Source organism: Xanthobacter pseudotagetidis (assembly GCF_043194795.2).
Classification (GTDB): domain Bacteria; phylum Pseudomonadota; class Alphaproteobacteria; order Rhizobiales; family Xanthobacteraceae; genus Xanthobacter; species Xanthobacter tagetidis_A.
The window spans coordinates 4,284,639-4,311,593 of record NZ_CM195534.1; the positions used below are offsets into that span (position 1 = coordinate 4,284,639).

Annotated in this window: 23 protein-coding genes; 5 read left to right on the forward strand and 18 right to left on the reverse strand. The window is 71.4% G+C overall.

All coding sequences use genetic code 11. The features are described from left to right. Positions 1–249: 249 nt before the first annotated feature. Positions 250–1,743, forward strand: a complete 1,494-nt coding sequence (gene cysG / locus V5F67_RS19580) for a siroheme synthase CysG (RefSeq protein ID WP_394020157.1) — start codon at positions 250–252, stop codon at positions 1,741–1,743. 3 nt (positions 1,744–1,746) lie between these two features. On the opposite strand, the gene V5F67_RS19585 is transcribed toward cysG, so the two are convergent. The 13 genes from V5F67_RS19585 to V5F67_RS19645 form a co-directional block, all read right to left on the reverse strand. Further along, positions 1,747–2,745 (reverse strand): MBL fold metallo-hydrolase, encoded by a 999-nt coding sequence (locus V5F67_RS19585; RefSeq protein ID WP_394020159.1) that lies wholly within the window; start codon positions 2,743–2,745, stop codon positions 1,747–1,749. Between the two features lie 146 nt (positions 2,746–2,891). Next, positions 2,892–4,967 carry a 3-hydroxyacyl-CoA dehydrogenase NAD-binding domain-containing protein gene (locus V5F67_RS19590; protein ID WP_394020161.1) on the reverse strand — a complete coding sequence of 692 codons (2,076 nt, stop codon included), beginning with the start codon at positions 4,965–4,967 and terminating at the stop codon, positions 2,892–2,894. 2 nt (positions 4,968–4,969) lie between these two features. Next, positions 4,970–6,178 carry a 3-oxoadipyl-CoA thiolase gene (pcaF, locus tag V5F67_RS19595; RefSeq protein WP_394020163.1) on the reverse strand — a complete coding sequence of 403 codons (1,209 nt, stop codon included), beginning with the start codon at positions 6,176–6,178 and terminating at the stop codon, positions 4,970–4,972. 28 nt (positions 6,179–6,206) lie between these two features. Continuing rightward, entirely contained in the window at positions 6,207–7,358 is a 1,152-nt protein-coding gene (locus V5F67_RS19600) for an acyl-CoA dehydrogenase family protein (RefSeq protein ID WP_394020165.1), read from the reverse strand. 95 nt (positions 7,359–7,453) lie between these two features. Then, the gene (locus tag V5F67_RS19605) at positions 7,454–8,350 is read right to left on the reverse strand and encodes an IclR family transcriptional regulator (protein ID WP_394020167.1); all 897 of its coding nucleotides are present in this window, start codon (positions 8,348–8,350) and stop codon (positions 7,454–7,456) included. Between the two features lie 7 nt (positions 8,351–8,357). Next, positions 8,358–9,155 (reverse strand): IclR family transcriptional regulator, encoded by a 798-nt coding sequence (locus V5F67_RS19610; RefSeq protein ID WP_394020169.1) that lies wholly within the window; start codon positions 9,153–9,155, stop codon positions 8,358–8,360. An 81-nt stretch (positions 9,156–9,236) separates the two neighbouring features. Further along, positions 9,237–9,980 (reverse strand): SDR family NAD(P)-dependent oxidoreductase, encoded by a 744-nt coding sequence (locus tag V5F67_RS19615; protein WP_394020171.1) that lies wholly within the window; start codon positions 9,978–9,980, stop codon positions 9,237–9,239. Between the two features lie 25 nt (positions 9,981–10,005). Continuing rightward, the gene (locus tag V5F67_RS19620; protein WP_394020423.1) at positions 10,006–10,419 is read right to left on the reverse strand and encodes a VOC family protein; all 414 of its coding nucleotides are present in this window, start codon (positions 10,417–10,419) and stop codon (positions 10,006–10,008) included. Positions 10,420–10,425: 6 nt separating this feature from the next. Next, entirely contained in the window at positions 10,426–11,946 is a 1,521-nt protein-coding gene (gene purF / locus V5F67_RS19625; RefSeq protein ID WP_394020173.1) for an amidophosphoribosyltransferase, read from the reverse strand. 181 nt (positions 11,947–12,127) lie between these two features. After that, positions 12,128–12,721, reverse strand: a complete 594-nt coding sequence (locus V5F67_RS19630; protein ID WP_394020175.1) for a CvpA family protein — start codon at positions 12,719–12,721, stop codon at positions 12,128–12,130. A 114-nt stretch (positions 12,722–12,835) separates the two neighbouring features. Continuing rightward, the gene (gene radA / locus V5F67_RS19635) at positions 12,836–14,332 is read right to left on the reverse strand and encodes a DNA repair protein RadA (protein WP_394020177.1); all 1,497 of its coding nucleotides are present in this window, start codon (positions 14,330–14,332) and stop codon (positions 12,836–12,838) included. An 87-nt stretch (positions 14,333–14,419) separates the two neighbouring features. After that, entirely contained in the window at positions 14,420–15,400 is a 981-nt protein-coding gene (locus tag V5F67_RS19640) for a magnesium transporter CorA family protein (protein WP_394020179.1), read from the reverse strand. 155 nt (positions 15,401–15,555) lie between these two features. Continuing rightward, on the reverse strand, positions 15,556–15,768 hold the full coding sequence (locus V5F67_RS19645; RefSeq protein ID WP_394020181.1) for a hypothetical protein: 213 nt from the start codon (positions 15,766–15,768) through the stop codon (positions 15,556–15,558). Between the two features lie 313 nt (positions 15,769–16,081). Between V5F67_RS19645 and V5F67_RS19650 the strand changes: the two genes are divergently transcribed. Then, the gene (locus tag V5F67_RS19650; protein ID WP_394020183.1) at positions 16,082–16,684 is read left to right on the forward strand and encodes a L,D-transpeptidase; all 603 of its coding nucleotides are present in this window, start codon (positions 16,082–16,084) and stop codon (positions 16,682–16,684) included. A 258-nt stretch (positions 16,685–16,942) separates the two neighbouring features. On the opposite strand, the gene V5F67_RS19655 is transcribed toward V5F67_RS19650, so the two are convergent. Then, the gene (locus V5F67_RS19655) at positions 16,943–17,920 is read right to left on the reverse strand and encodes an extensin family protein (protein WP_394020185.1); all 978 of its coding nucleotides are present in this window, start codon (positions 17,918–17,920) and stop codon (positions 16,943–16,945) included. Between the two features lie 772 nt (positions 17,921–18,692). Here V5F67_RS19655 and V5F67_RS19660 point away from each other — a divergent pair. From V5F67_RS19660 to V5F67_RS19670, 3 genes are all read left to right on the forward strand, one after another. Next, complete coding sequence (locus V5F67_RS19660) at positions 18,693–19,394, forward strand: HAD family hydrolase (protein ID WP_394020187.1); 702 nt, start codon at positions 18,693–18,695, stop codon at positions 19,392–19,394. A gap of 144 nt (positions 19,395–19,538) precedes the next feature. Then, positions 19,539–20,321 carry a DUF1499 domain-containing protein gene (locus V5F67_RS19665; protein ID WP_394020189.1) on the forward strand — a complete coding sequence of 261 codons (783 nt, stop codon included), beginning with the start codon at positions 19,539–19,541 and terminating at the stop codon, positions 20,319–20,321. Positions 20,322–20,390: 69 nt separating this feature from the next. After that, positions 20,391–20,906 (forward strand): YaiI/YqxD family protein, encoded by a 516-nt coding sequence (locus V5F67_RS19670; RefSeq protein ID WP_394020191.1) that lies wholly within the window; start codon positions 20,391–20,393, stop codon positions 20,904–20,906. A 240-nt stretch (positions 20,907–21,146) separates the two neighbouring features. Here V5F67_RS19670 and V5F67_RS19675 read toward each other — a convergent pair whose 3' ends face one another. The 4 genes from V5F67_RS19675 to V5F67_RS19690 all read right to left on the reverse strand — a co-directional run bounded on the left by V5F67_RS19675 (position 21,147) and on the right by V5F67_RS19690 (position 26,950). Then, positions 21,147–22,595, reverse strand: coding sequence for a serine hydrolase (locus tag V5F67_RS19675; RefSeq protein ID WP_394020193.1), 1,449 nt, complete (start codon positions 22,593–22,595; stop codon positions 21,147–21,149). Positions 22,596–22,801: 206 nt separating this feature from the next. Continuing rightward, positions 22,802–24,325: a glycerol-3-phosphate dehydrogenase gene (locus V5F67_RS19680; RefSeq protein WP_394020195.1), complete on the reverse strand. Its 1,524-nt coding sequence runs from the start codon at positions 24,323–24,325 to the stop codon at positions 22,802–22,804. A gap of 122 nt (positions 24,326–24,447) precedes the next feature. Further along, positions 24,448–25,209 carry an SDR family NAD(P)-dependent oxidoreductase gene (locus V5F67_RS19685; protein WP_394020197.1) on the reverse strand — a complete coding sequence of 254 codons (762 nt, stop codon included), beginning with the start codon at positions 25,207–25,209 and terminating at the stop codon, positions 24,448–24,450. A 103-nt stretch (positions 25,210–25,312) separates the two neighbouring features. Further along, on the reverse strand, positions 25,313–26,950 hold the full coding sequence (locus tag V5F67_RS19690; RefSeq protein WP_394020199.1) for an acyl-CoA synthetase: 1,638 nt from the start codon (positions 26,948–26,950) through the stop codon (positions 25,313–25,315). Positions 26,951–26,955: the final 5 nt, after the last annotated feature.

Genomic DNA, 26,955 nt, shown 5'->3' on the forward strand with positions numbered 1-26,955 from the left:
GAGGCGACGGCGGGGCAAGGGGCGACGGCGGGGCTAGAGGCGACGGTGGGGACAAGAGGCGACGGTGGGGAAAGGGGGCGACGGCCGGAAGCGGTCCGCGCCCCCTCCCCCGCAAGGGGAGGCAGGCCGTTCCACCCCGCCCCGACATTGCGTTGAAGACGCCGGGCGCGCACCCTAGATTGCCGGTTGAAGACACGGCGCGGCGCGGTCCCCTGCGGAGGCGCGCCGCCGCAAGGAGCGCGCTGACCCATGGCCGAGGCCGGCCCCACCGATTCCGCCCCCCGCGCCCCGCGGCAGACGGCGCATGCCCGCATGGAGCCGCTGGCGCGGCTGCCGGTGTTCTTCGGGCTTCACGGCCGGCGCGTGCTGGTGGCGGGCGGCGGCGAGCCGGCGGTCTGGAAGGCCGAGCTTCTGTCGGCCGCCGGCGCGCGCGTCGAGGTGGTCGCCCCCCACGTCTGCGAGGACATGTGGCGCCTTGCGGGCTCGGCGCCGGCGGGGCCGGTGGCGATCCACGTGCGGCCCTGGCACGCCGACGACATCGAAGGCGCCGCGCTCGCCGTCTGCGACGCGGAGAACGATGAGGAGGCGGAGCGCTTTTCCGCCGCCGCCCGCGCCGCCGGCGTGCCGGCGAACGTGGTGGACAAGCCGGACTTCTGCGACTTCTCCTTCGGCGCCATCGTCAACCGCTCGCCGCTGGTGGTGGGCATCTCCACCGACGGCGCCGCCCCGGTGTTCGGGCAGGCGGTGCGCGCCAAGATCGAGGCGCTGATGCCGGCCGGCTTCCGCGCCTGGGCGGAGGCGGCCAAGGCCTGGCGCCGCGCCGTCTCTGCCCTCGATCTGCCGTTCTCCGCCCGCCGCGCCTTCTGGGAGCGCTTCGCCGCCCGCGCGCTGCTGGAGCCGAACCGCGCGCCGACCGAGGCCGACCGCGACGCGCTGCTCGCCGGCATCAAGGCCGACGCCGCGCCCCACCGCGGCTCGGTGGTGCTGGTGGGCGCGGGGCCGGGCGACCCGGAGCTGCTCACGCTCAAGGCGGTGCGGGCGCTGCAATCGGCCGAGGTGGTGCTCTATGACGACCTGGTCTCCCCGGCCATCCTCGACTTCGCCCGCCGCGAGGCGCGCAAGATGCTGGTGGGCAAGACCGGCTACGGCCCCTCCTGCAAGCAGGACGACATCAACGCCCTGATGGTGGACCTCGCCAAGGAGGGCCGCCGGGTGGTGCGCCTCAAGGGCGGGGAGGCGATGATCTTCGGCCGCGCCGGCGAGGAGATCGCCCATTGCCGCGCCGCCGGCGTCGAGGTGGAGGTGGTGCCGGGCATCTCCTCGCCCCAGGGCGCGGCGAGCCGGCTGGTGGCCTCCCTCACCCACCGCGACCATGCGCGGCGGCTGCAGTTCGTCACCGCCCACGCGCGCGATGGCAAGCTGCCGAAGGACCTCGACTTCAAGGCGCTCTCCGACCCGGCCGCCACCACCGTGGTCTACATGCCCCGCCGCACTCTGCCCGACCTGGTGGCGAACCTCGCCGCGGCGGGTGCCGACCTCTCGACCCCGGCGGTGGCGGTGTTCTCGGTGACGCGGCCGCAGGAGAGGATCGTCCCGGCCCGGCTCGGCACCCTGGCCGAAGCGGTGGAGCAGGCGGTCGCGCAAGGGGCGGAAGGGCCCTGCCTCATCCTCTACGGCCATGCGCTGGCGGAGGCCGCGGCGTTCGCGGACGCGGCGCCGGAGGCGGCCCGCCTCGGCCTGTGACGGTCAGGCGCGCACGAAGGTCCAGACCCCGCCGTCTTCGCCCTCAACCAGCGCGCCCTTGAACACCAGGTGGCGCAGGTGCGCCAGCGCCTCGCTGAGGCCGAAGCCGGTCTGCTCCAGGGGCAGCGGGCGGAACAGCACCTGAAGCGTGTCCATGGCGGTGCGCGGCTCGGCGCAGAACGCCATCAGCCGGTCGAGCCGTTCCGCATGGTGGGCCTTGAGCACGGCGATGCGCGCATGGAGCCCGTCGAACGGCGCGCCGTGGGACGGCAGCACATGCGTCGCCGCCGGCAGCGCCTCGAACGTGGCGAGCGAGCGCAGGAACGCCGCGAGGTTGTCGGCGCGCGGGTCCGCCGGCTGCACGCCGATATGGGGCGAGATGTGGCCGAGGATCTGGTCGGCCGCGATCAGCAGGCCGCGCTCGGGCGAATGCAGGCACACCATCTCCGGCGCGTGCCCCTCGCCGATCATCACCCGCCACTGCGTGCCCGCCATTTCGAGCACGTCGCCCTCGGCGAGGCGCATGTAGCGGCGCGGCAGGGTGCCGACCCATTTCGGGTAGAGCATGCCGCGCTTCGGCAGGAAGTCGAGGAAGTCCTGCGGCGCCCCGGCGCGCCGGCAATGGGCGATCAGGGCCGCCATCTCGGCGTCCGCGTCCTCGCGCAGGAACACGTTGGCCTGGAGCCATTCGGTCCGGCTCATGTGCAGCTCGGCGCCGGTCGCCTGATGCAGGAAGCCGGCGAGGCCGATGTGGTCCGGATGGAAATGGGTGACGAGCAGCCGCGCCACCGGCGCTCCGCCGAGCCGCGGGTCGGCCAGCACGCGGGTGAAGATGTCCCGCGTCGGCGCGTCGTCCACGCCCGAATCGATCAGCGTCCAGCCGTCGTCGCCCGAGAGCAGCCAGGCGCTCACCTCGCGCGGCGGGAAGGGCAAGGGCACCTCGACCCTGAGGATGCCGGGCGCGACCGTGCTGAGCTCGGGCGCCTCAATCGAAACCGTCATCGTCGTCCCGCCTCTCCACGCCATCGCGGCCGAGGAGCGGTCGTGACAGCCACCCGGGGCCAATTCGCTGCCCCGCAACATGCCCATTCGCGCCCGCGAGGCAACGCCAAATGTGCGCCCGCCGACGCGGCGGGCGCGATGCCCCGTCAGCCCTTCCAGTCCGCGAAGCCGCGGCCGCTTCGCGCCAGCTCCACCAGCAGCGGCGCCGGCTCAGATCCCGCGCCGCCGGACGCGTGGGCGGCCTCGACCTCCGCGAGCACCGCGCCAAGGCCCATCGCGTCGGCCGCGAACATGGGCCCGCCCTTGAGCCGCGGGAAGCCGTAGCCGTTGACGAAGACGAGGTCGATGTCGGAGGCCCGCAAGGCGATGCCATCCTCCAGCGCCTTGGCGGCCTCGTTCGCCATCGCCGCCAGCAGCCGGCGCTGGATTTGATCGGGCGTGAAGGCGCGGGGCGCAATCCCCTTCCCCGCCCGCGCCGCGGCGACGATCCCGGAGACGGCGGGATCGACGGACTTCGCGCCCGCCGCGTCGTAGGCATACCAGCCGGCGCCGGTCTTGCGGCCGAGCCGGCCCGCCTCCACCAGCCGGTCGGCGACCACCACGTAGCGCTCCGCAGGATCGCGGGAGGCCGCCCGGCGCTGGCGCATGGCAAAGGCGATGTCGAGGCCGGACAAGTCGGAGACCGCGAACACGCCCATGGCGAAGCCGTATGCCTCCAGGGCCGCGTCCACCTCCTGCGGCGATGCCCCGTCCTCCACCATGTATTCCGCGTGCCGCCGGTAGACGGCATAGATGCGGTTGCCGATGAAGCCGTCGCAATTGCCGGCCACCACCGGCTGCTTGCCCATGCGCTTCGCCAAGGCGAGCGCGGTGGCGAGCGCGTCGGGCGCGCTCGCTTTGCCGCGCACCACCTCCAGCAGCCGCATGACGTTGGCGGGGGCGAAGAAATGCAGCCCCACCACGTCCTGCGGGCGCGCGGTCGCGGCGGCGATGGCGTCGAGGTCGAGATAGGAGGTGTTGCTGGCCAGCACCGCGCCGGGCTTCGCCACCCGATCGAGCCGGCGGAAGATGTCCTCCTTCACCGCCATGTCCTCGAACGCCGCCTCGATCACCAGGTCGGCCTGGGCCAGCGCCTGCCAGTCGGCGGTGGCGCCGATGGCGGCGAGGCGCCTGTCCGCCTCCGCCTGCGTGAGGCGCCCGCTCCTCACCGGCCGCTCATAGAGCTCGCGCACGCGCGCGATGCCGGCCGCGGCGGCTTCGGCGTCGCGCTCCACCAGCATCACGGGCACGCCGGCATCGGCCAGCGCCACGGCGATGCCGGCGCCCATGGTGCCGGCGCCGATCACGGCCGCCTGCGCGATGGGGCGCGCCTTGGCGCCGTCGAGGCCCGGCACCTTGCCGGCCTCGCGCTCGGCGAAGAAGAGATGGCGCAGCGCCTTCGCCGTGTCGCTCTCGCGCAGGCGCAGGAAGGTGGCGCGCTCATCCGCCATGGCGTCCGCGAAGGCCGCGGTGCGGCTCGCGCGCACCACGCGCACCGCCTCGGCGATGGCGGGCACGCCCTTGGCGCCCTTGAGCGCGGCGGCGGCCGCCGCCGCCTCGCGCGCCGGATCGCCCGCGGGCACGGCGCACTGCGAGAGCCGCCGCTTGGGCGCATGGGGCGCGCGGGCGATGGCGGCAGCGAGAAGGTCCCCCTCCACCACCTCGTCCACGATGCCCAGGGCCAGCGCGTCCTGCGCCTTGAGGATGCGGCCCTCGCTGATCATGGCGATGGCCTCGGCGATGCCGACGAGGCGCGGCAGGCGCTGGGTGCCGCCGGCGCCGGGAATGATGCCGAGCCGGGTCTCGGTGAGGCCCACCAGCGCCTTCGGGCTGGCGAGCCTCAGGTCGCAGCCGAGCGCCAGTTCGCAGCCGCCGCCCAGCGCCGGCCCGTCGATGGCGGCGACCACGGGCTTGTCCAGCGCCTCGAACGCCGCGATCACGTCGGGCACGAAAGGCTCATCCGGCGGCAGGTTCATCTCGCGGATGTCGGCGCCGGCGACGAAGCGGCCAGGACCGCCGCTCAGCACCACGGCGGCGACGCCCGGGTCCGCCGCGAGCGAGGCCGCCGCGGCGGCGAGGCCGTCGCGCACGCCCTTCGAGAGCGCGTTCACCGGCGCATGGTCGATCACCACCACCGCCACCGCGCCGTGGCGCTCGATGCGCACGGGAGGGGTCGTCGCCATGCTCACACCCGCTCGATGAGGGCGGCGATGCCCTGGCCGACGCCGATGCACATGGTGGCCACCGCCCGCTTCTGCCCCCGCGTCTCCAGCGCGCTCACCGCCGTCATGGCGAGGCGGGCGCCGGACATGCCGAGCGGATGGCCGAGCGCGATGGCGCCGCCGTGCGGGTTCACATGCTCGGCGTCGTCCGGCAGGCCGAGCTGGCGCAGCACCGCCAGGGCCTGGGAGGCGAACGCCTCGTTGAGCTCGATCACGTCGATGTCGGCGAGCGCGAGCCGGTTCTTCGCCAGGAGCTTGGTGGTGGCCGGCGCCGGGCCGATGCCCATGATGCGCGGCGGCACGCCCGCCTGCACCACCGATACCACGCGGGCGCGCGGGGTGAGGCCGTATTTCTTCGCCGCCTCGGCCGAGGCGAGGATCAGCGCGCCCGCCCCGTCATTGACGCCGGAGGCGTTGCCGGCGGTGACCGTGCCCCCCTCCTTGCGGAACGGCGCCTTGAGCGCGGCGAGCTGCTCCAGGGTGGTGTCGCCGCGCGGGTGCTCGTCGGCCTCCACGCGGACGACGGCGCCCTTCTTGCCCTTGATCTCGATGGGCGCGATCTCGCGGGCGAAGAAGCCCGCCGCCTGGGCCGCCTTGGTGCGTTGCTGCGAGCGGTAGGCGAACAGGTCCTGATCGGCGCGCGAGACCTGGAAGTCGGCGGCCACGTTCTCGCCGGTCTCCGGCATGGAATCGACGCCGTACTGCGCCTTCATCAGCGGATTGACGAAGCGCCAGCCGATGGTGGTGTCGTAGATCTCGTTCTGGCGCGCGAACGCCTCGCCCGCCTTGCCCATGACGAAGGGCGCGCGGGTCATGCTCTCGACCCCGCCGGCGATCACGAGGTCCGCGTCGCCGGTCATGATGGCGCGGGCGCCGATGCCCACCGCATCGAGCCCCGAGCCGCACAGGCGGTTGACGGTGGTGCCCGGCGCGCTCACCGGCAGGCCGGCCAGAAGGGCCGCCATGCGGGCGACGTCGCGATTGTCCTCGCCCGCCTGGTTGGCGCAGCCGAACACCACGTCGTCCAGCGCCTCCCAGTCGACCCCCGGATTGCGCGCCGCGAGGACGCGGATGGGATGGGCGGCCAGGTCGTCCGCCCGCACGTCCTTCAGGGCGCCGGCATAGCGGCCGATGGGCGTGCGCGCGAAATCGCAGATAAAGGCGTCGGTCATCCGTTTCTCCCTGCGCGGGTGCCGCGCGTCAGTTCCTGGCCTTGTTCAGCAGCTCGCGGGCGATGATGAGCTGCTGGATCTGGGTGGTGCCCTCGTAGAGGCGGAACAGCCGCACGTCGCGGAAGAAGCGCTCCACCGCATAGTCGGCCATGTAGCCGGCGCCGCCGTGGATCTGCACCGCGCGGTCGGCGACCCGGCCGACCATCTCGGAGGCGAACATCTTGCAGGCCGACGCCTCGATGGTGACGGTCTCGCCCGCATCCCGCCGGCGCGCGGCGTCGAGCACCATGGCGCGGGCGGCATAGGTCTCCGCATAGCTGTCGGCGAGCAGCGCCTGGACCAGCTGGAACTCGGCGATCGGCCGGCCGAACTGCTGGCGCTCGCGGGCATAGGCCGCGCCCAGCTCGATGAGCCGCGTCGCCGCGCCGACGCAGACCGCCGAGATGTGCAGGCGTCCCTTGTCGAGCACCCGCATGGCGACGCGGAAGCCCTGCCCCTCGGCGCCCACGAGCGCATCGGCCGGCACCACGCAATCCTCGAACAGCACGTCGCAGGTGTGTGCCCCGCGCTGGCCCATCTTGCGGTCCCACGGCCCGAGCGAGAGGCCGGGGGCCGCGCGCTCCACCAGGAAGCAGGAGATGCCGCCCGCCCCGGGGGTATCCGAGGTGCGGGCCATGACGGTGAAGAGCCCGGCCTCGGGCGCGTTGGTGATGTAGCGCTTGGCGCCGTTGATGACCCAGCTGCCGTCGTCGCGCTTGACCGCGCGGGTGCGCAGGGAGGCGGCGTCGGAACCGGCATCGGGCTCGGTCAGGGCGAACGAGGCGACGAGCTCGCCGCTGGCGAGGCGCGGCAGGTAGCGCGCGCGCTGCGCCTCGGTGCCCGCCAGCACGATCGCCTGCGAGCCGATGCCGATATTGGTTCCCACCGCCGAGCGGAAGGCGGGGGAGGCGCGGCAGAGCTCCATGACGATCTCCACCTCCTCGGCCATGGAGAGGCCGAGGCCGCCCCATTGCTCGGGGATGGAGAGGCCATAGAGCCCCAGTTCGCGCATCTGGGCGAGGATGGCGGGATCGATGGCATCGCTCTCCGCCACCGCCGCCTCGGCCGGGATCAGCCGCTCGTCCACGAAGCGGCGGACGGCGTCCTTGAGGAGCGTGAAGGTTTCCTGATCCAGCGCCATGCGGCGCCCTCCCCGGCTCGCTGTGTGACCCATCGGGACGGGTAGCGGAGTTTGGGGGAGGAGTCGAGAATTTGTCCGCTATGCGGAACGGAATTTTATTTTTCGTCGCGAGACGCCAGGACATCCCCCTCCAGCAGGCGCTGCTCGATCTCGCGGGCGATCTCCACCAGGCGCTCGCCGATCCGGCGCTGCTTCGAGGCCGGCAGATGCCGCGCCGGGGCCCCGCAGGCGAGCGCGTAGACCTGACTGCCGCCCGGCGCCACCAGCGGCACCGCCACGCCGTTGATGTCGGTGTTCCAGCTGGCGGATGCGGTCGTGAAGCCCTGCGCGGCCACCTCGCGCCGCCCGGTCTCGATGCTGGCGAGAAGGCTGTCCCAGTGCTTGGCGTGGCGCTCGCGCAGCAGGCCCAGGAGATAGTCCAGCTCCGCCTCCGCCAGCGGCGCGATGAGCGCGTGGCCGGTGGCGGTGCCGGCGAGCGGGATGCGCGAGCCCACCTCCAGGCGCAGCGTCACCAGGGTGTTGAGGGAGTGGCACACCTCGAGCTCGATCACGTCGAGTCGGTCGCGCGCGGCGAGCGAGGCATGGACCGCGAAGGTGTCCGCCAGCTGCTTCAGGTAGGGCCGCACCAGATCGGCGAGGCTGAACGGCTCGCGCGCGGCGAAGCCCAGCGCCAGCGCGGCAGCGCCGATGCGGTACTGCCGCCGGCGCGGCGCGTAGTGCAGGTAGCCGAGGCCGGCCAGCGCCTGCAGCAGCCGGGAGGTGGTGGGCTTCGGCAGGCCGACCCTTTCGGCGACCTCCGCGCCCCCGAGCCAGACGGAGGAACTGGCGCCGAACGCCTCCAGGACGACAAGGCCGCGCGCCAGCGCGTTCACGAAATCCCGGTCCTGGGCGACCACGCCGCTCCGGCGGCGCTGGCGCACGCGTTCGCGCGGCGCCGCCGCGGGATCGCCGGGACGGGACGAGGCGGGATTTTCTCCGGTCTGGTCGCTCATGGAACGCTCAGTCGCCCCAGACGCTTGCGCCGAGCTGGTCCATGCGATGGCCGATCTCGCTCGCCATCGCCATCAGCTCCGGCCCGATCTGGTCCTGGAACCGGGCCGGGTCGAGGTCCCGCCGCCGGGTGCCGCAATTGAGCCCCAGCACGGTCTCGCCGCGATCCAGCCAGACCGGCACGCCGACGCCGTAGACCTCCCGCCGCCAGTCGCCGAACGACACCGCGAAGCCGCGGCGCTCCACCTCGGCAAAGGCGGCGCGCAACCCCTCCTCGGCCGCATCCGCCGACGCTCCGGCCGCCGCCCGGATCGCCGCCATATGCGCCTCCCGCGCCTGCGGCGGCAGCGCCCACATGTAGGCGCGGCCCATGGCCGAGCTGACGATGGGCACCAGCGCGCCGACCGGCAGCCGCATGGCGATGGTCTCGGGGCCGGAGCAGACGTGCAGGTAGATCATGTCCGGCCCGTCGCCGATGCCGAGCGCGACCGACATCTCGTGCCTGTCGGCCATGGCCTGCATCAGCGGGCCGGCCACCTGCCGCACGGGAAGCGCGCGCAGCACCGCGTAGCCCAGCGTCGAGACCTTGTCCCCGAGATGATACTGGGCATGCGGGCTCACCTGCCGCAGATACCCCATGGCGCAGAGCGTATAAGCGAGCCGCGCCACGGTCGCCTTGGGAAGACCGGTGCGCTGGGCGATCTCGGTGTTGCCGAGCGGCGCGTCGATGGCCCGGAAGGCCCGTAATATGGCGAGCCCGCGCGCCAGCGAGACCACCTCGGTGCCCGTGTCCCTCATCGGCGCCATGCCTGCCCCCGTGCTCGCGGGATCATGGCATGGCGGCCCGGCCGCTTCAAAATCGCAGTGCGGAATTTCGCGGTGTGGGCCTCAAGCCGGCATCTGGAAGTCGAGGAAGCGCCCGGTCGGGAAGTCGTAGAGGCGCCCCGTCTCCTCGCACGCCGGCAGGCACAGCGGCACGATGGCGGCGGCCGCCGCCTCCGCGGTCGGCAGCGAGGCCGGGTCCTCGCCCGGGAACGCCTTGGCCCGCATGCGGGTAGCGATGGGTCCGGGATTGAACAGGTTGACCTTGAGGTTGGCGTTCACGTGCTCGGCCGCCCAGGTGCGGGCGAGCACCTCGAGCCCGGCCTTGGTGATGGCATACGGCCCCCAATAGGCGCGCGCCTTGTGCGCCGCGCCGGAGGAGACGAACACCGCGCGCGGCGTGGTGGACAGGCGCAGCAGCGGGTCGAACGAGCGCACGCAGCGCCAGTTGGCGGTGAGGTTCACGGCGACGATGTCGTCCCAGTCCCTGGGAAAGACGTGGCCGAGTGGGGTCAGAGGGCCGAGCACGCCGGCATTGCCGACGAACACATCGAGCCGGCCATAGCGCTCGTAGAGCGCGCCGCCGAGCCGGTCGATGCCGTCGAAGTCCTTCATGTCGAGCGGCACCAGCGTGGCGCTGCCGCCCACCGCCTTGATGGCGTCGTCCAGCTCCTCCAGCGCCCCTTCGGTGCGGCCGGTGGCGATCACGTGGGCACCGGCAGCGGCGAGCGCCACCGCGGTGGCGGCGCCGATGCCGCGCGTGGCGCCGGTGACGAGGGCGATCTTCTCGGAAAGCGGCCGGTCGGGCACGTCTACCTCGCGCTGTGGGCGGCCGTCAGCCGTCCGCCGTGATCTCGACGCTGGGCGCCGAGCGGCGGGCGGGTCCGTGATAGACCGCCTCGATGTTGTTGCCCTCGGGATCGAGCACGAAGGCAGCGTAATAATCGGGATGATAGCCGCGCACGCCAGGGGCGCCGTTGTCGCGCCCGCCGGCGGCGAGCGCGGCGGCATGGAACCGGTCCACCGCCGCGCGGTCCTTCGCCTGGAAGGCGAGGTGCGCTCGCCCGGTGGTGGGCGCGCCCGCGCTCACGAACAGCTCGTCAGCGAAGAAATAACCGTCCCCGTCCACCACGGGCATGCCGAGCACTTCGAACACGACGCCGTAGAAGCGCCGGCAAGCCTCCAGGTCGCCCACCACCAGCTGCACGTGGTCGATGAGGCGGCCGCGGTGCCAGGTGGTGAGCTCCACCAAGGCTCAGCTCGCCTCGGCCAGCAAAGACAGCTGCTGGGAAGAGACCTGGCTGGAACGGTCGGTGAGCGGCGTCGGATAGTCGCCGGTGAAGCAGTGGTCGGTGAATTGCGGCCGCGCCGGGTCGCGCGCCTCGAAGCCCATGGCCCGGTAGACGCCGTTCACCGACAGGAAGGCGAGCGAATCGGCGCCGATATAGCGCCGCATGCCTTCGAGGTCGTGGGTCGCCGCGAGCAGCTTGTCCCGGTCCGGCGTGTCGATGCCGTAATAGTCGGGGTGGGTGATGGGCGGCGAGGCGATGCGGAAATGCACCTCCTTGGCGCCGGCGTCGCGCATCATCTGCACGATCTTCACCGAGGTGGTGCCGCGCACCAGGCTGTCGTCCACCAGCACGATGCTCTTGCCCTCCACCACCGAGCGGTTGGCCGAGTGCTTCATGCGCACGCCCTGGTCCCGCACCGACTGGGTCGGCTGGATGAAGGTGCGCCCCACATAATGGTTGCGGATGATGCCCAGCTCGTAGGGGATGCCGGAGAACTGGGAGAAGCCGATCGCCGCCGGGACGCCGGAATCCGGCACCGGCACGATCACTTCGGCATTGGCCGGGCTCTCCTGCGCCAGCACCTGCCCCATGGTCTTGCGCACCTGGTAGACGGAGCGCCCGCCCACCACCGAATCGGGGCGGGCGAAATAGATGTACTCGAAGATGCAGGGCCGCGGCGCCATGGCGGGAAACGGCTTGTAGGAGGTGACCCCGTCCTCGTCGATGACGATCACCTCGCCGTTCTCCACGTCGCGCACGTAGCGCGCGCCGATGATGTCGAGGGCGCAGGTCTCCGAGGCGAGGATCGGCGCGCCGTCGAGCGAGCCCAGCACCAGCGGTCGGATGCCGAGCGGGTCGCGGGCGCCGATCAGCTTCTTGTTGGTGAGCGCCACCAGGGAATAGGCGCCTTCCAGCGCCCGGATGGCGTCGATGAAGCGGTCGATGAAGCGCGGCTTCTTGGAGCGCGCCACGAGGTGGAGGATCACCTCGGTGTCGGTGGTGGACTGGGTGATGGCGCCCTCGCGCACCAACTGGCGGCGCAGCGTGAGGCCGTTGGTGAGGTTGCCGTTGTGGCCCACCGCGAAGCCGCCGGCATCGAGCTCGGCGAACAAGGGCTGCACGTTGCGCAGCAGGGTCTCGCCGGTGGTGGAATAGCGCACATGGCCCACCGCCATGTCGCCCGGCAGGCGGGCGATGACGCGGGAATCGGAGAAGGTGTCGCCCACGAGGCCGAGCCGCCGCTCGGAATGGAAGCGCCGTCCATCGTAGGAGACGATGCCCGCCGCCTCCTGGCCCCGGTGCTGGAGCGCATGCAGGCCGATGACGGTGATGGCCGCCGCCTCGGGATGGTTGTAGATGCCGAAAACGCCGCACTCCTCGCGCAGGCGGTCGCCATTCAGGTCGAGATCCAAATCCGAACGCGCCGGATAGGACGCGGACACATGGTCCGCCCCGTCCGACGCCGCCTCGTATCGCGCGTCCATTCCAAACCTCCGCGGCCCTCGGCCGGCGCCGCGCATCGTTCGGCAGCCGGACAGGTCCCGCTGCCATCGTGGTGCCCCACGGCGAGGCCGGCGCGGCCGGATCGCAGAAATCCGGCCGGACGCGCCCCGTGCCCAGAATCCCGGGCCGTCCCTCCCCGCACGCGGGCGAAGGGAATGCGCCCTAGTTGCGCCCGCCTCCCGAGGGAGCCGGCGCATTCGGGGCGGCCGGCGCGGCAGGCGCGTCGCCCTCGTCGCCGGCGGGCGACTTCTTAAGCTTATTCAAAATGGTGTTTTCAGGGTCGTCCGGCAACTGGGCCATGAGCCAATCCCCCGCACTTTGCAGCGCCGGGCGCGATTTGGCGTCCAGAACCCACGGCGGCTGGCTCTTCGCCGGGACAAGCCAGTTGAAGAACATGAACGCAACCACCATGACGAGAAGGCCGCGCGCAAGGCCGAACAGGAATCCGAGCGAGCGGTCGACCGGGCCGATCCGGCTGTCGAGCACCATGTCCGAGATCCGGGCGGTGATGATGGAGGCGATCAGCAGCGTGCCGAGGAACAGGATTGCGACTGTCGTCGCGGTCGCGGCCATGTCCTGCGTGATGTAGGGCTTCACGAAAGGCAAGGTCGACTTATAGAAATAAAGGGTTACGCCGGCAGCGACGACCCAGGACAGGATGCTGAAGACTTCGCGCAGCAGCCCGCGAACCATCGCGAGGATGCCCGAAAGCAGCATCACCGAGATAACAATGATGTCCAGCAAGGTCACAGGCATCGGTGCTATGATCCGTGGTGGGCGCGGACCCCGAAGGCGCCCACGCGGGACACGACCTCACGCCCCCCGAAAGGACGAGCCGCGCGGGTCATATAGCCCGCGCGGCCGGCCGCGTCATCTCCCGATCTGTCCTTCGCTTTCGTATCCCTGCCCCGCCTCCGGATCGGCGCGCGCCGGCCGCTGGGGAAGCCCCGGCCGGCCGCCGCTGTCCTGCGCCTCGCGCATGGGAGCACGGCGCGGCGCGCGGGCCGCGATCTGCGCCACCAGGGCCGCCAGCGAGCCGACCGGCGTCACGGCGATGCCGTCGACCCCTTCGGCGCCGCCCGTCGGCGCCACCGCCTGGGCGAAGCCGAGCTTGGCGGCCTCCTTGAGGCGCGCCGGTCCCTGGGCCACCGGGCGCACCGCCCCGGTAAGGCTCGCCTCGCCGAAATAGACGGCATCCGCCGGCAGAGGGGCCCCGGTGAGCGCCGAGACCAGGGCCGCCGCCACCGCGAGGTCCGCCGCCGGCTCGGCGATGCGGAAGCCCCCGGCGACGTTGAGATAGACGTCATGGCCGCCGAGACGGACGCCGCAGCGCGCGTCCAGCACCGCCAGAACCATGGACAGGCGTGCCGGGTCCCAGCCCACCACGGCGCGGCGCGGCGTGCCGAGCGAGGACGGGGCGACCAGCGCCTGGATCTCCACCAGCACCGGCCTCGTGCCCTCCATGCCGGCGAACACCGCGGTGCCGGGTGCGCCGGCGTCGCGGTTGGAGAGGAACAGCTCGGAGGGGTTCGGCACCTCGGAGAGGCCGGCGCCGGTCATCTCGAACACGCCGATCTCGTCGGTGGGACCAAAGCGGTTCTTCTGCGCCCTGAGGATGCGGAACTGGTGGCCGCCGTCGCCCTCGAAGGAGAACACCGCGTCCACCATGTGCTCCACCACGCGCGGGCCGGCGATCTGGCCATCCTTGGTGACGTGGCCGACGAGGATCACGCACGCCCCGGTCTGCTTGGCGTAGCGCACCAGGAGCTGGGCCGAGGTGCGCACCTGCGTCACCGTGCCGGGGGCAGATTCGACGCTGTCGGACCACATGGTCTGGATCGAATCGATCACCGCCAGGTGCACCGGCGGCCCGGCGGCCAGCGTGGCGATGATGTTCTCGGCGTTGGTCTCGGCGGCGAGGCCGACCGGCGACTGGGCGAGACCGAGCCGCTGGGCGCGCAGGCGCACCTGATCCACCGCCTCCTCGCCGGAGACGTAGACCACCTTGAGCCCGCGCCGGGCGAGCGCGGCGGAGGCCTGGACCAGCAGGGTCGACTTGCCGATGCCGGGGTCGCCGCCGATCAGCAGCACCGAGCCGGGCACGAAGCCGCCGCCCGCCACCCGGTCCAGCTCGCCGATGCCACAGACGAGGCGCGGCGCCGGCTTGCCCGCGCCCTCCAGGCTCTCGAGCGCGACCGCCCGCCCCTTGCGGCCGGCGCGCTGGGCCGCGGGCACAGCCTGCGCCACGGCCGCAGCCTCCTCGGCAATGGTGTTCCAGGCGCCGCAGGCGTCGCACTTGCCTTGCCAGCGGGTATAGACCGCCCCGCAGGCCTGGCAGGCGAAGCTCGTCTGATCACGCTTGGCCATGGATGCGCCGCCTCCCCGGCGGCCTTCGCGAATCCTCGGCCGCGCGGCCAAGTCTAATGCGGGAGGATGCCGGGCGTCTCGCCGCCCTCAGAGCCAGCCGCGCCACTTGAAGAAGAGATAGGGGAAGATGGCCGAGCACAGCATCAGCCCGAGCGCCATGGGATAGCCCAGGCCCCAGTCCAGCTCGGGCATGTCCTTGAAGTTCATGCCGTAGATGGCGCCGATCAGGGTTGGCGGCATGAGCACCACGGTGATCACGGCGAAGATCTTGATGATGTTGTTCTGCTCCAGCCCCACCATGCCGATGGTGGCGTCCAGCAGGAACTGCAGCTTGTCGCCGATGAAGGCGGCGTAGTCCGAGAGGCCGGACACGTCGCGGCTCATGGACTTGATGGAGGCGCGGTGGTCCTTGGTCACCGACGCGCCGTCGGTCTCGGTGCCGAGGAAGGAGAGCAGGCGCTGCAGCGAGGCGAGGCTCTCGCGGGCGGAGGAGACGAGGCCCTCCTTGCGGCCGATGTGGGACAGGATGGCGCGGTAGCGCTGGTTGGCGCTCTCCCGCCCGCCGTGCTCGCGCCGGAAGATGTTGTGCGAGATGCGCTCGACGTCGGCGCCGATCTGCTCCAGCACGTCCGCCGCCCGGTCCACCACCGCGTCGAGGAGTTGGACCAGCACGCTCTCGCCGTCGATGGTCGGGGCGCAGGCCTTGCCGAGCCGGTGCTTCACGGTGGTGAAGGGCCGCGGATCGCCATACCGCACGGTCACCAGCCGGCTGCCGGCGAGGATGAAGCTGATGGCGGCGACGAAGGGCGCCTCGGTCTCGGCGCCGCAGAGGACCGAGGCGGTCATGTAGCGCGCGCCACCTTCCGAATAGAGGCGGCTCGACTGCTCGATCTCCCCCATCTCCTCGCGGGTCGGAACCTCGATGCCGAGCGCCTGCTCGATGATCTTGTCCTCGCCCTCGGTGGGGGAGACCAGATCGAGCCAGACGAATCCCTGCGGCAGCGCGGCGGCATCGGGCACGACGACCGCGTTGAGGCTTCCGTTCGCCGGAAGATAGGCTGTGAGCATGGCTGGACCTCGGGCCGCAGGGAGCGCTTCTTACTAGCTCGCTCCCGGTCCGGAGGAAATCGGCTGGCGGCGCCCCCGCGCACGCTTCGCCTCCGTCCGATCATGCCCGCGCAGCGGCCGGGCCGCCTCGGGCATATGGCGGTTCACACGCCTGATCAGGCGGCGAAATACTCGATGTCGCGAAGGGTTACGATGCGCTTTTCCGCGTCCTTGGTGTCGGCGGCGCGCTTCTCGCTGCTCTGATGCGCGGCGGCGGCCACGGCGGAAATCCCGATCGCGCCCCACTGCGGCACCTGCTGCTGCTGCGCCCGCTTCAGTTCGGCCTCGCTACGCTGGCTGAGCCCTTGCGACGGCTGTTCGGTCGACATGTCCCTCTCCTGATCCGACGCCTCGAAACCTGAGGCGCTTACTGCAAGACCTCACCTAGATGGCCATCGACTGCGTCAAAACTGTGCAATCGCTGCGGCCCCCACGAGGTCATTCCACGATCAAGACGCCAAATGCTTGAGGATTCGCGAATTCTTTGCATAAAACCTAAGCCGTGCGGCATTTCTGCAACGCTGATTGAGAAGACGCAGCCGACCCAACGGCATCCCCTTCAAGAGCGGGAAGGCTTGGGTTAATTGATTTCTCGATCCTTTTGATTCCTCCGCGGGGAGGAACAGACATAAAGAGGCACAGATGATTTGGCGGGCGGTTGGGGCACTTCTGCTCGGCGTGATGCTCAGCGGCTGCGTGTCGGAAACAATGTCTCCCACGCCGGAATCGGTTCTGAAGCCGCGCGACAAGCAGCTTCTGGCCTCCGCTCCCTACGCGAAGGTGCGGCCGGAAGGCCGGCTCGCCCGGCATTTCGTCGACTATCCTTCCAACAAGAAGCCGGGCACCATCGTCGTCGACACGCCCAACAAGTATCTCTACCTGGTTGAGAAGGACGGCAAGGCGATCCGCTACGGCGTGACCGTGGGCGAGGAGAGCCTGGCGTTCCGTGGTCAGGCCAAGGTGGGCCGCAAGGCCGAATGGCCGAGCTGGACCCCCACTCCGGAAATCCACCAGCGCATTTCCGGTCTGCCCGCCTATGTGGGCCCGGGGCCGCACAACCCCATGGGCGCCCGCGCGCTCTACCTCTACCAGGGTAGCCGCGACACCCTGTTCCGCATCCACGGCACGAACCAGCCCGAGCTGCTCGGTCAGGCCATCTCCTCCGGCTGCATCCGCATGCTGAACGAGGACGTGATCGACCTCTACAACCGCGCCCCGGTCGGTGCCGACGTGGTGGTTCTCTGATCCAACCCGGCGGAAGCGAAAGTTAAGGGCGCAGCATCGGCTGCGCCCTTTTTCGTTTCAGGTGCAGCTCCCGCACCGTTCGTGGCCCCAAGGCCGGCGCCACCCGAACCGCCGGAAGAATGGGGACGGGAGCAGCACGGCGCCAACCGCACGCGCTGCAAGCAGCCCTTTCAGGCTGCATCGCGACAGGAACGTCCTGGCCGGCGCCTCCGCCACCAGCGGCCGGCATGGGACTGCCCCAAGCTGCGGGCGACTGCGTCAGCCGCTCTTGTCTCCGCCCGTCTTCCCGCCGCCGGACTTGCCCTCTGATGACGTGCCTGCGGGCGGCTTGGCGCCGGTGGCAGGCTCAGCACCGGACGACTTGGCACCGGACGACTTGGCACCGGACGACTTGGCACCGGACGACTTGGCGCCAGTCGACTTGGCGCCAGTCGACTTGGCGCCGGTCGCAGGCGCGGCCTGGGACTTGCCACCCCCTGGTCTGGCCCCCGCCTGTCCCTTGGCGGGCGAGCCGGCCGCGCCCTCGCCTGCGGCGTCCTTCGCCGGGGAAGGAGCGATGGTCGCCGGCTCCCGCGCCACCTTCGCGTCATTGCCACCGTCTACCGGCGCCACGGCGGCCTGTCCCTGTGCGGACGGTGCGGCTGGCGACTGCGCCCCGTCCGCGGGCTTGGGCTGGGGCACGGGCGCCGCCACCTTGGGCTTATCGGCGGTCTCCCACCGGCAGAGCTTGAAGTCGTTGCGGCGCTGGGCGATGTCCACGTGAATGTGATCCTCGTGATAGCCGTCCGAGCCCGGCCCGAGCACCGTGGAGAAGCGCCGGCACGCGCTGTCCTTCATCAGGTTGCGCAGGCTGAGCGGAAAGCCGCCGCCCTCCACCTCCAGCTTGCGCCGATCGGCGACCTCGAAGCCGCCCACGTCGAGCGCGTTACCATAGCCGTGCTCGCTCATGCGCGCGCCGAACACGCGGTTCCGCGAACGGCAATCATAGGAGGCTGCGACCTTCACCGCCTCCACCTTGGTGCCGAGGGCGGCGACCGCCGGGGCGATGTCCTCGCGCACCCACGCCGCCACCGCCAGCACCGTCTCGCAGCGCAGGATGGCGGCCGGCTTCAGCGCCGCCATGCGCCCATCCCCGAGGCGGATGGCGGTCAGCCGCACCGGCTCGGAGAGGCCGCAACCGGGCTTGGGCACGAAATCCGCGTCGATCTCGGCGGCGATGGCGCCCGACTGGACCAAGGCGGTGCAAGCTGGGGGAAGGCGGGCTGGCCGGGCCGGCGGCGGCGTGCCGGCACCCGGCGGCGGGGGCGGCAGGGGCGCCGACTCGGGAGCCGCGGGTGCCGATGGCGGATCCGCCAAGCTGGCCGGCGCCGGCGGGGGCCCGAACAGGGACGGAAAGGCGAACGGCGGCGGCTCGGGTGGCGGCGCCGGCGCGACGCTCGCCTGCCGCTGGCGCTCGGCTTCGGCATCAAGCTCCAGGAGCCCCGGGGGGCGCGGACGCGGCAACGGAGCGACGGCGGCCGGCTGGCGCGGCCGGGCCGCCTGCCCCACCGCGGCCGCAGCGCGCGGCGCGGCGTACGGATCCGCGGGCGCGGCGGCGGGCGGACGCGGCTTCACGGGTGGCAGGGGTGCCGGCGACTGGGCCGGAGCGCCTCCCGCACCGGCGCAGACCAGCACCCCGGCCAGCACCACCCGAAGCGCGGCGGCGCGGCGAAAGCCGCCGGGATATCGCGATGTCGCTGGCGCCATGCGGAAAACCTGAAGCCGATCCATGAAGACCACAACGGTGGAAAACGGCGATCCGTTTCCCCCGCACACGAACTGCATCCCGCGGGCCCCGCGCCGCCGTGCCGCCGACCGGACGGCGGGCGGAGCGAGGGCGGGTCACTGCCACGGAAGCGGCAGAATGGCCACCGGCAAATTGCTTCCTCTACGCTACACGAACCACGGACGGTGGGTTATTCCATACGCGGACACGCGCGCGGCGCGAGCCGAGGCGGAGAGCGCGACCATGCAGGACCTGAAGGCGTTGCTGTTCGACAAGGACGGCACCCTGGTGGATTTCGACCGAACCTGGGGTCCTGCCGCCGGATACGTCATCCGCACCCTCGCGGACGGCGATGCCGCCGCCATGGCGCGTCTGCAGGCGGTGAGCCACTTTCTGCCCGCCGAACAGCGCTTCCTGCCCACCTCGCCTTTGGTGGCGGGCTCCTCCGCCCACTATGGAGCCCTCTGGGCTCAGACTCTGGGCCGGGACGCGAGCGCGGATTTCCTGGGCCTCGTGGACCAGCTCTTCGCCGAAGCCGGCCTCAGGCACCTCACGGCGATCGGCCGGCCAAGGACGGTTCTGGAGAACCTCCACCGCCAGGGCATCGACCTCGCCATCGTCACCAACGACGCCGAGGCGAACGCGCGCCAGCAGGCCGCTGCGCTCGGCCTCACACCGTTCCTGTCCCTGGTGCACGGCTACGATTCCGGCTTCGGCTCCAAGCCGTCGCCGGGCATGGTTCTGGCGGCGGCCGAGGCGCTCGGCCATGCGCCCGATGCCATGGCGGTGGTGGGCGACAGCGCCCACGACCTCGCCGCGGCGCGCGGGGCGGGCGCGCGCTTCATCCTTGTGCGTTCGGGTCCCGCGCCTGTGGAACACCTCTACCGGGATGCCGACGTGGTGGTGGACAGCATCGACGATCTGCCGGCACTGCTCCCCCGGTGAGCGCAAGCCCGCGGGCGGGAGGCCTGCGGGCTTGTCGAGAGGACTTGTCGAGAGGACTTGCCAAGTGGCCGCCCCGGCGCGCAAAACCTTGGCTCGGAGGCGGCATCGTCCGGGCGCCCGGACGCCGCCAGATGCAGGGACGCGATGATCAAACGCCGGCTCTACCAGGAGGAGCGCCAGTCTCCGCTCGCGCAGTGGAGCTTCCGGCTCGTCATATTCTCGGTGCCGGTGATCGTCCTTGCGGCGGCGCTCTACCGGTTCGGCCTGCTGGAGTTCCGTCCCGCTGTGACGACCCTGCTGGTGGGGCTCGGCCTCGCCCTCGCCGGCGGCGTTCTCGGCACGGTGGCCTTCTTCATCATCTGGGAAAGCGGCTGGCGCGGCATCGGCAAGGCCATGGCGAGCGTCGCCATCGCCTTCCTGCTGGTGGCGGGTCCGGCGGCGGTGCTGGCGCGCGGCCTGATGCTGCCGCGCCTCACGGACATCACCACCGATATCGAGGATCCGCCGCGCTTCCATGCGCTGGCCCTGGCCCGCCCGCGCGAGGCGAACCCGGTCGCCTACCAGCCCACCAGCCCGCCCGGTGCCCAGCGCGCGGCCTATCCCGGCATCAAGCCGCAGGACCTCAACGCGACGCCCGAGGAGGCGTTCAACGCGCTGCTGGGGCTGATCCAGAAGCGGCGCTGGCGCATCATCGACGCCACGCCGCCCCGGGGGGCGCGACGCGACGGGCGCATCGAGGCGGTGTCCACCTCGCCCATCATGGGCTTCCGGTCCGACGTGGTGATCCGCATCCGCTCGACCCCCAAGGGCGCGCGGGTGGATGCCCGCTCGGCCTCGCGCTACGGCGAGCACGACCTCGGCGGCAATGCGGAGCGCATCGAGAGCCTGCTCGCGGATCTCTCGGTCGAGCGCCGCAAGCTGCGCTGAGGCACCGGCGCGGCGAGGCTGCTCGCCGCCTGCCTTGCACCGCGCCCGCGCCTTTGCCAAGACAGGGGCATGGAGAGCACCGATCCCGCGCCCCCGGCCGCCGCTGCGGAAGGCATCCGCCTGTTCATCGATGCCGATGCCTGCCCGGTGAAGCAGGAGGCCTACAAGGTGGCGCTGCGCCATCTGGTGCCGGTGATCGTGGTGGCGAACGCGCCCATCGCCGTGCCGCGCGATCCGCTGGTGCACCGCGCGGTAGTGCCGGCCGGCCCCGACGCGGCGGACGACTTCATCGCCGCGCGCGCCCGGCGGGGCGACGTGGTGGTCACCGCCGACATTCCGCTGGCGGCCCGCTGCGTGAAGGCAGGAGCGGACGTGATCGCCCCGTCCGGCAAGCCTTTCACACCCGATTCCATCGGCATGGCGCTCGCCACCCGGAACCTGTTCGAGGACCTGCGCTCCCAGGGTGCCATCACCGGCGGGCCGAAGCCGTTCTCGCCGCGCGAGCGCTCGGCCTTCCTCTCGGCGCTGGACCTCGCCATCGTCCGCCTGAAGCGCGCCGGCCTCCTGCCCGCCGCCGGGGCTTGAGCGAGGGGCCCCGAGCGACGGGTGAAGCCTCGATCCGCGCGCCGTCATGCCCGGCCTTGTGACGGCCATCCACGCCGAACCGCCAGCGCCCCGTTTCCGCAAGTGTGCGCCACGGTGCCGAGCGTGGATGGCCGGCGCAAGCCCGGCCATGACGACGCTTCCCGGAACACACCGTCCGCGCCAAACCCCAGCGGCAAGCAACACCCCACAGCGGGGTCGCGGCGATGGAGCCGCTCCGCCCTATTCCTTCTCCAGCCGCACGGTCTGGTCCTCGATCGAGAACACCAGCGCGCCGAGCCTGCCGTCGCCGCCGGCCTCGAACTGGGCGAAGCCGAGCGGCGTGTCGCCGTTGAGCCTCACCACGTCGGCGAAGCGCCCTGTGGGCAGGAGGCGCGCGGTGAAGACCATGCCGTCGAAGGGATCGAGCCGCACCTGGGCGCCCGTTTCCTCCAGCGCCAGCACCAGCGCGCCGGCCTCCGCCCGCAGCGTGGCCGCGCCGAGCACCGGGCCGCGATAGGTGCCCGCGAGCGCGGCGAGGTCGCCGGACGGACGCGGCGCCTTCGGCGGCACGAAGCGGGCCTGCGCCGTCTCCGCCTGTGCCTTTGCCCGCTCGAGTGCGTCCTTCATCGGGTCGAGGTCGGCATCGCCGAGCATCTTGCCGTAGATCCAGAAGGCGAGCGCGTCGGGAAATCCGTTGTTCTGGGCGTTGGAGAGCACCACCACGCCGACCCCGTGCTCCGGCGCGAAGCCGAGATGGGCGCCGAAGCCGATCGTGCCACCATTGTGCCAGATAACGCGTCCGTTGGCGGTCTGCGTCGTCACCATGCCCGTGTCGTAGGTCGAGACGTCGCTCATGGCGACGCGCGCCATGCGCGTCACCTTGAGGTTCTCCTCCGAGACCAGGCGCTTGTCCCCGAACACGCCGCCCGCCATCTGGAAGGCGAGCCAGCGCGTCATGTCGTCGAGGCTGGAATTGATGTCCCCTGCCCCGCCCAGCGAATACGGAAAGACGGGATCAAACGGCACCTCCACCGCCCCGCCGAGCTCAAAGCGGTGGCCCACCGCATGGTTGGGCGCGGCGGCGATGGCCTCGGCGGTGAAGCTGGTGGAGGCCATGCCGAGGGGCTCGACGATCTCCTTTTTCGCCACCGCGTTCCAGTCGGCGCCCTTGAGCGCGCCGGCGACGATGTCGCCCGCCACCAGATGGGTGATGTTGGTGTAGGCGAAGCTGGAGCGGAACGAGGTGACGGGCTCGGCATGGCGCAGCGAGGCGACGAGCGCCTGTGGCCCATAGCCGAGCATGGTCATGAAATCGTGCGCATAGGGGGTGAGGCCCGAACGCTGTGCAATGATGTCGAACACCCGCATCTCGCGCGTCACCCACGGGTCCTTGAGCGCGAAGCCCGGATGCCGGTCGACGATGGCATCGTCCCACTTCAACGCCTTCCGGTCCACGGCGATGGCCATGGTGGCGGCGAGGAAGGCCTTGGTGGTGGAGCCGATCTGGAACACCGTCCCGGCGTCCACCGGGCGGGTGTCGCTCTTGGCGCGCACGCCGAGCGCCCTGGTGTAGGCGACCTTGCCGTCCACCATCACGGCGATCGCCGCGCCCGGCACGTCGAAGCCCTTCATCCCCGCGATGGCGTAGGCCTCGATCTGCGGCCCCAGCGCCGCCGCGCGCGCGGCCATGGCGGCATCGGCGCGCGCCGGCCCGGCGGGAAGCGCGGCGACAAGGAGCCCGGCGACAAAGACCCCCGCGACAAGGCGCGCACGCCAGCCCGCGCCGCGCCCGCCCCCCCGCGGCGCCCACTTTCCGGCAGAAACCCGCATCCTCAATCCCTCCCCGTGATCCCCTGAGCCGAGACCGGAAAGCGTCGACCTCCGAACGACGATCCTCAGACGGCCACGCCGCTGCTGCGGGTGTCCATATAGGCGCCAAGCGCAGCCGCGTCCGCGGGCGTCATGCGCAGGCCGAGCTTGGTGCGCCGCCACAAGATGTCCTGCGCGCTCATGGCCCATTCCCGGTCCATCAGGTGATCCACCTCGCGCCGGCACAAATCGGGACCGAACCACGGCCCGAGATCGTCCAGCGTGCGCGCATCGCCGATGATGCGGAAGGCCCGCGTGCCGTAGGCGCGGAAAATGCGGCGCGCGATCCGCTTGTCGAGGAACGGAAAGCGCGTGCGCAGCAGCATCTGCACCGTGTCGAACTCGGCGATGGGGAAGTCGCCCCCGGGCAGAGCCGCCGTCCCGGTCCAGGAGCCCGCGGTCATGGGAAGGTGGCCGGCGAGCTTGTCGAGCGCAGCCTCGGCGAGGCGCCGATGGGTAGTGATCTTGCCGCCGAGCACGGCGAGCAGCGGCGCCGCCCCGGCCGGGGCATCGAGGGCGAGCACATAATCGCGCGAGGCGTCCTGCGCCGCGCCCGCGCCGTCGTCCTGGAGCGCGCGCACGCCGGCATAGCTCCACACCACATCGGAGGGCATGATCGGCGCGGCGAAGTATTCGCTCGCCGCCGCGCACAGATAGGCGATCTCCTCGGGGCTGGCGCGTGCCTCTTCCGGCCGGCCGGAGAAATCGCGGTCGGTGGTGCCTATGAGGGTGAAATCGCCCTCGTAGGGAATGGCGAAGACGATGCGCCCGTCCGCATTCTGGAAGATGTAGGCGCGCTCGTGCGCGTAGAGCCTGGGCACCACGATATGGCTGCCCTGCACGAGGCGCAGCCGGGCCGCGGCGTCGAGCTGAAGCGCCCCCAGGACATCGCCCGCCCAGGGGCCGGCCGCATCGACCAACGCGCGCGCCAGCACCTGCCCGCGCCGGCCGCCCCGCGCCGCGGTGAGCCGCCAGAGGTCGCCCTCGCGCCGCGCGGCCACCACCTCGGTCCGGGTGAAGATGTCCGCGCCGCGGTCGGCCGCGTCCCGGGCGGTCAGCGTCACGAGGCGCGCATCGTCGACGAAGCAGTCGGAATACTCGAAGCCGCGCTGGTATTCCGGCTTCAGCGGCGCGCCCAGCGGGCCGCCCGCCAGCGTCACGGCGGCGCTGCGCGGCAGTAGCCGGCGCCCGCCCAGAAGATCGTAGAAGAACAGGCCGAGGCGCAGCTTCCAGGCCGGCCTCAGCCCGTCATGGTGGGGCAGAACGAAGCGCAGGGGCCGCACCACGTGCGGGGCGATGGTCCACAGTACCTCGCGCTCGGCCAGCGCCTCGCGAACCAGACGGAACTCGCCCTGCTCCAGATACCGGAGCCCGCCATGGATGAGCTTGGTGGAGGCCGAGGAGGTGCCGGACGCAAGGTCGCCCTTCTCGAACAGAACCACCTTCAGGCCGCGGCCGGCGGCATCGCGCGCGATGCCGCAGCCATTGATCCCGCCACCGATCACCGCCAAGTCATGGATAGGGATGGTGGAGGTATCTAGTTGATCCAAAACGACTCTCTCCGTTCTGCCCGCCGGCAGACAATGCCCGGAACGTTACGGAACGTCGAGTATCACGCATCGGGTTCATGCCTTGGACCCACGAGCGGAGGAAGCGCGAGCGCGCGCCGGTCCTACAGCCCGATCAGGCCACCGGCCGCGAAGCCCCCGTCCACGGCGATGTTCTGGCCGGTGACGAAGGAGGACTTCGCCTCGTCGAGCAGGAAGGCGATGGCGCCAGCCACCTCGGCGGGGCTGGCATAGCGGCGCATGGGCACCGTCTGCATCCAGCCGGCGCGCGCCTCGGCGGTGTGGAGCGCCTTCACCATGGGCGTCTCGATGGGGCCGGGCGAGATGGAGTTGACGCGGATGCCGAGCGGGGCGAACTCCACCGCCAGGATCTGGGTGAGCTGGATCACCGCCCCCTTCGAGGAGCCGTAGGCGGTGCGGCCGAGGTTGCCGCGCATGCCGGAGACCGAGGCGATGTTGACGATGGAGCCGGCCTTGCGCGGGGCCATCGCCTTCGCCGCCTCGCGCGCCACCAGGAACGAGCCCACCACGTTCACGTCGAGGATCTTGCGGAACAGCTCGGGCGTGGTCTCGAGCGCCGGGATATCGGCGGCGATGCCGGCGGAGTTCACCACCCCCATGAGCGGACCGAAATCCGCCTCCACGTCCTTAACCAGGTTGGCGACCTCCGCCTCGTCGGTGACGTTGACGCGGGCGAAGCGCACCTTGTCCCCGTGGGCGGCGAGCGCGGCGCGCGCGGTGTCGAGGCTGTCCTGGACCACGTCGGCGGCCACCACGCGCCAGCCCTCGGCGATGAGCGCCTCAACCACCGCAAGCCCGATGCCCGAGGCTCCGCCCGTCACGATCACGCTTCCTGCCTGAGACACGATGCTTCTCCCTGTTCTGTGTCGCTTGTTCGCTACGCGCGCCGGCTCCACCGTTCGCCCCCTCCCCCGAAGCGGGAGAAGGCTTTTGCGCCGCGTGCCGCCCTCAGCCCGCCCGCGCCGAGGCCTGCGGTTCCAGCAGCCCGCGGGCCTCGATCTCCTCGCGCACCATCTTCTTGGTGATCTTGCCGTAGGCGGACTTGGGCAGCTCGCCCCAGAAGAACACCTTGCGGGGCAGCTTGTAGCGGGCGACCTTGCCGTCCAGGAACTGGATCAGCTCCTCTTCGGTGAGGCGCGCGCCGTCGCGCAGCACGCACACCGCGACGCCCACCTCGCCCCACATGGGGTCCGGCACGCCAAGGATCGCCACCTCCGCCACCGCCGGATGGGTGAGCACCTGCTCCTCCACCTCGCGCGGATAGACGTTCGAGCCGCCGGATATGTACATGTCGGAAGCGCGACCGGTGATGTAGACGAAGCCCTCCGCGTCCATGTGGCCGAGGTCGCCGGTGCGGAACCAGCCGTCGCGGAATGACTTCGCATTGGCCTCGGGGTTGTCGTAGTAGCCGGCGAACACCGCCGGGCCGGCCACGCAGATCTCGCCGGTGGCGAGGGGCGCGACCTCGGTGCCTTCCTCGTCCTGGATCTGGACCTGCATGCCGGTGCGCTCATGGCCGCAGGTGCCGAGCTTCACCTGCGGGCCGTCCTCGGCCTCGTGCAGGGCGCAGGGCAGCACGGTGATGTTGCCGGTGACCTCGCCGAGGCCGAAATACTGCACCAGAACCTTGCCGAGCTTCTTCAGCGCGAACTTCTGGTCCTCCCGGTACATGGGCGCGCCGGCATAGATCACGTAGCGCAGGCTGGAGTGGTCGAACTGGTCCACCGCCGGGTGCTCCGCCATCAGCTTGGTGATGGTGGGCACGGTGAAGAGGTTGGTGACGCCCCATTCCTCCACCAGTCGCCACGCCTCGGTGCCGTCGAAGCGCTCGGATGGCAGGAGGATGGTCTTGGCCGCGCGCGCCACCTGCACCAGTTGGTGCACGCCCGCCCCATGGGAGAGCGGCGCCACCACCAGCGAGGCGTCCGCGTGGGTGGTGCCGGGCATCAGGTCGCACAGATGGTTGGTGACCACGAACGCCATCTGGCCGTGGGTGAGCACCGCCGCCTTGGGCCGCCCGGTGGTGCCGGAGGTGAAGAAGAACCAGCACGGGTCATCCCGCTCCACGTCCGCGTCGCGGAAGCTGGTCCCGAGATAAGGCGCGAGCACGGCGTTGTAGTCCGGCCCGAAATCGGCCGCACCGATGGCGACGAGGATATCGATCGTCGGCGCCTCGGCCCGCGCCGCCGCCACGTGCTCGGGAAAATCGGCGTGGCAGATCATCGCCCGCGCCCCGGAGGCGGAAGCGAGATAGGCGACCTCGGAGGGGGTCTGGCGGAAATTGGTCGGCACCCACACCGCGCCCAGGCGGAAGGCGACGAACATGCTCTCGAACATTTCGAGGCAATTCTTCGACTGCACCAGGATGCGATCACCCTTGGCGACGCCCTTGGCCGCGAGCGCCGCCGCCATGGCGTCCACCCGCGCGTCCATCTCGCCCCAGCTCATGTGATGGGCGCCGTGCACGAAGCCGATCTCGCGCGGGAAGCGCCGGCCGGCCTGGCGCAGGAAATGGGCAAGGTTCATCACCCGGTTGCTGACACGGGCGAGGCCGCCGCGGGGTGTGCCGGGAGCCGTGGCTGTCATCTGAG

Bases quoted from the DNA above. Each gene is read 5' to 3' on its own strand.
- V5F67_RS19670 (WP_394020191.1), top strand. From the start codon at position 20,391: ATGGAGAGCACCGATCCCGCGCCCCCGGCCGCCGCTGCGGAAGGCATC.
- V5F67_RS19675 (WP_394020193.1), bottom strand. From the start codon at position 22,595: ATGGCCGCGCGCGCGGCGGCGCTGGGGCCGCAGATCGAGGCCTACGCC.
- radA (WP_394020177.1), bottom strand. From the start codon at position 14,332: ATGGCCAAGCGTGATCAGACGAGCTTCGCCTGCCAGGCCTGCGGGGCG.
- V5F67_RS19585 (WP_394020159.1), bottom strand. From the start codon at position 2,745: ATGACGGTTTCGATTGAGGCGCCCGAGCTCAGCACGGTCGCGCCCGGC.
- cysG (WP_394020157.1), top strand. From the start codon at position 250: ATGGCCGAGGCCGGCCCCACCGATTCCGCCCCCCGCGCCCCGCGGCAG.
- V5F67_RS19590 (WP_394020161.1), bottom strand. From the start codon at position 4,967: ATGGCGACGACCCCTCCCGTGCGCATCGAGCGCCACGGCGCGGTGGCG.
- V5F67_RS19610 (WP_394020169.1), bottom strand. From the start codon at position 9,155: ATGGCGCCGATGAGGGACACGGGCACCGAGGTGGTCTCGCTGGCGCGC.
- pcaF (WP_394020163.1), bottom strand. From the start codon at position 6,178: ATGACCGACGCCTTTATCTGCGATTTCGCGCGCACGCCCATCGGCCGC.
- V5F67_RS19600 (WP_394020165.1), bottom strand. From the start codon at position 7,358: ATGGCGCTGGATCAGGAAACCTTCACGCTCCTCAAGGACGCCGTCCGC.
- V5F67_RS19650 (WP_394020183.1), top strand. From the start codon at position 16,082: ATGATTTGGCGGGCGGTTGGGGCACTTCTGCTCGGCGTGATGCTCAGC.
- V5F67_RS19665 (WP_394020189.1), top strand. From the start codon at position 19,539: ATGATCAAACGCCGGCTCTACCAGGAGGAGCGCCAGTCTCCGCTCGCG.
- V5F67_RS19640 (WP_394020179.1), bottom strand. From the start codon at position 15,400: ATGCTCACAGCCTATCTTCCGGCGAACGGAAGCCTCAACGCGGTCGTC.
- V5F67_RS19630 (WP_394020175.1), bottom strand. From the start codon at position 12,721: ATGCCTGTGACCTTGCTGGACATCATTGTTATCTCGGTGATGCTGCTT.
- V5F67_RS19660 (WP_394020187.1), top strand. From the start codon at position 18,693: ATGCAGGACCTGAAGGCGTTGCTGTTCGACAAGGACGGCACCCTGGTG.
- purF (WP_394020173.1), bottom strand. From the start codon at position 11,946: ATGGACGCGCGATACGAGGCGGCGTCGGACGGGGCGGACCATGTGTCC.
- V5F67_RS19645 (WP_394020181.1), bottom strand. From the start codon at position 15,768: ATGTCGACCGAACAGCCGTCGCAAGGGCTCAGCCAGCGTAGCGAGGCC.
- V5F67_RS19690 (WP_394020199.1), bottom strand. From the start codon at position 26,950: ATGACAGCCACGGCTCCCGGCACACCCCGCGGCGGCCTCGCCCGTGTC.
- V5F67_RS19605 (WP_394020167.1), bottom strand. From the start codon at position 8,350: ATGAGCGACCAGACCGGAGAAAATCCCGCCTCGTCCCGTCCCGGCGAT.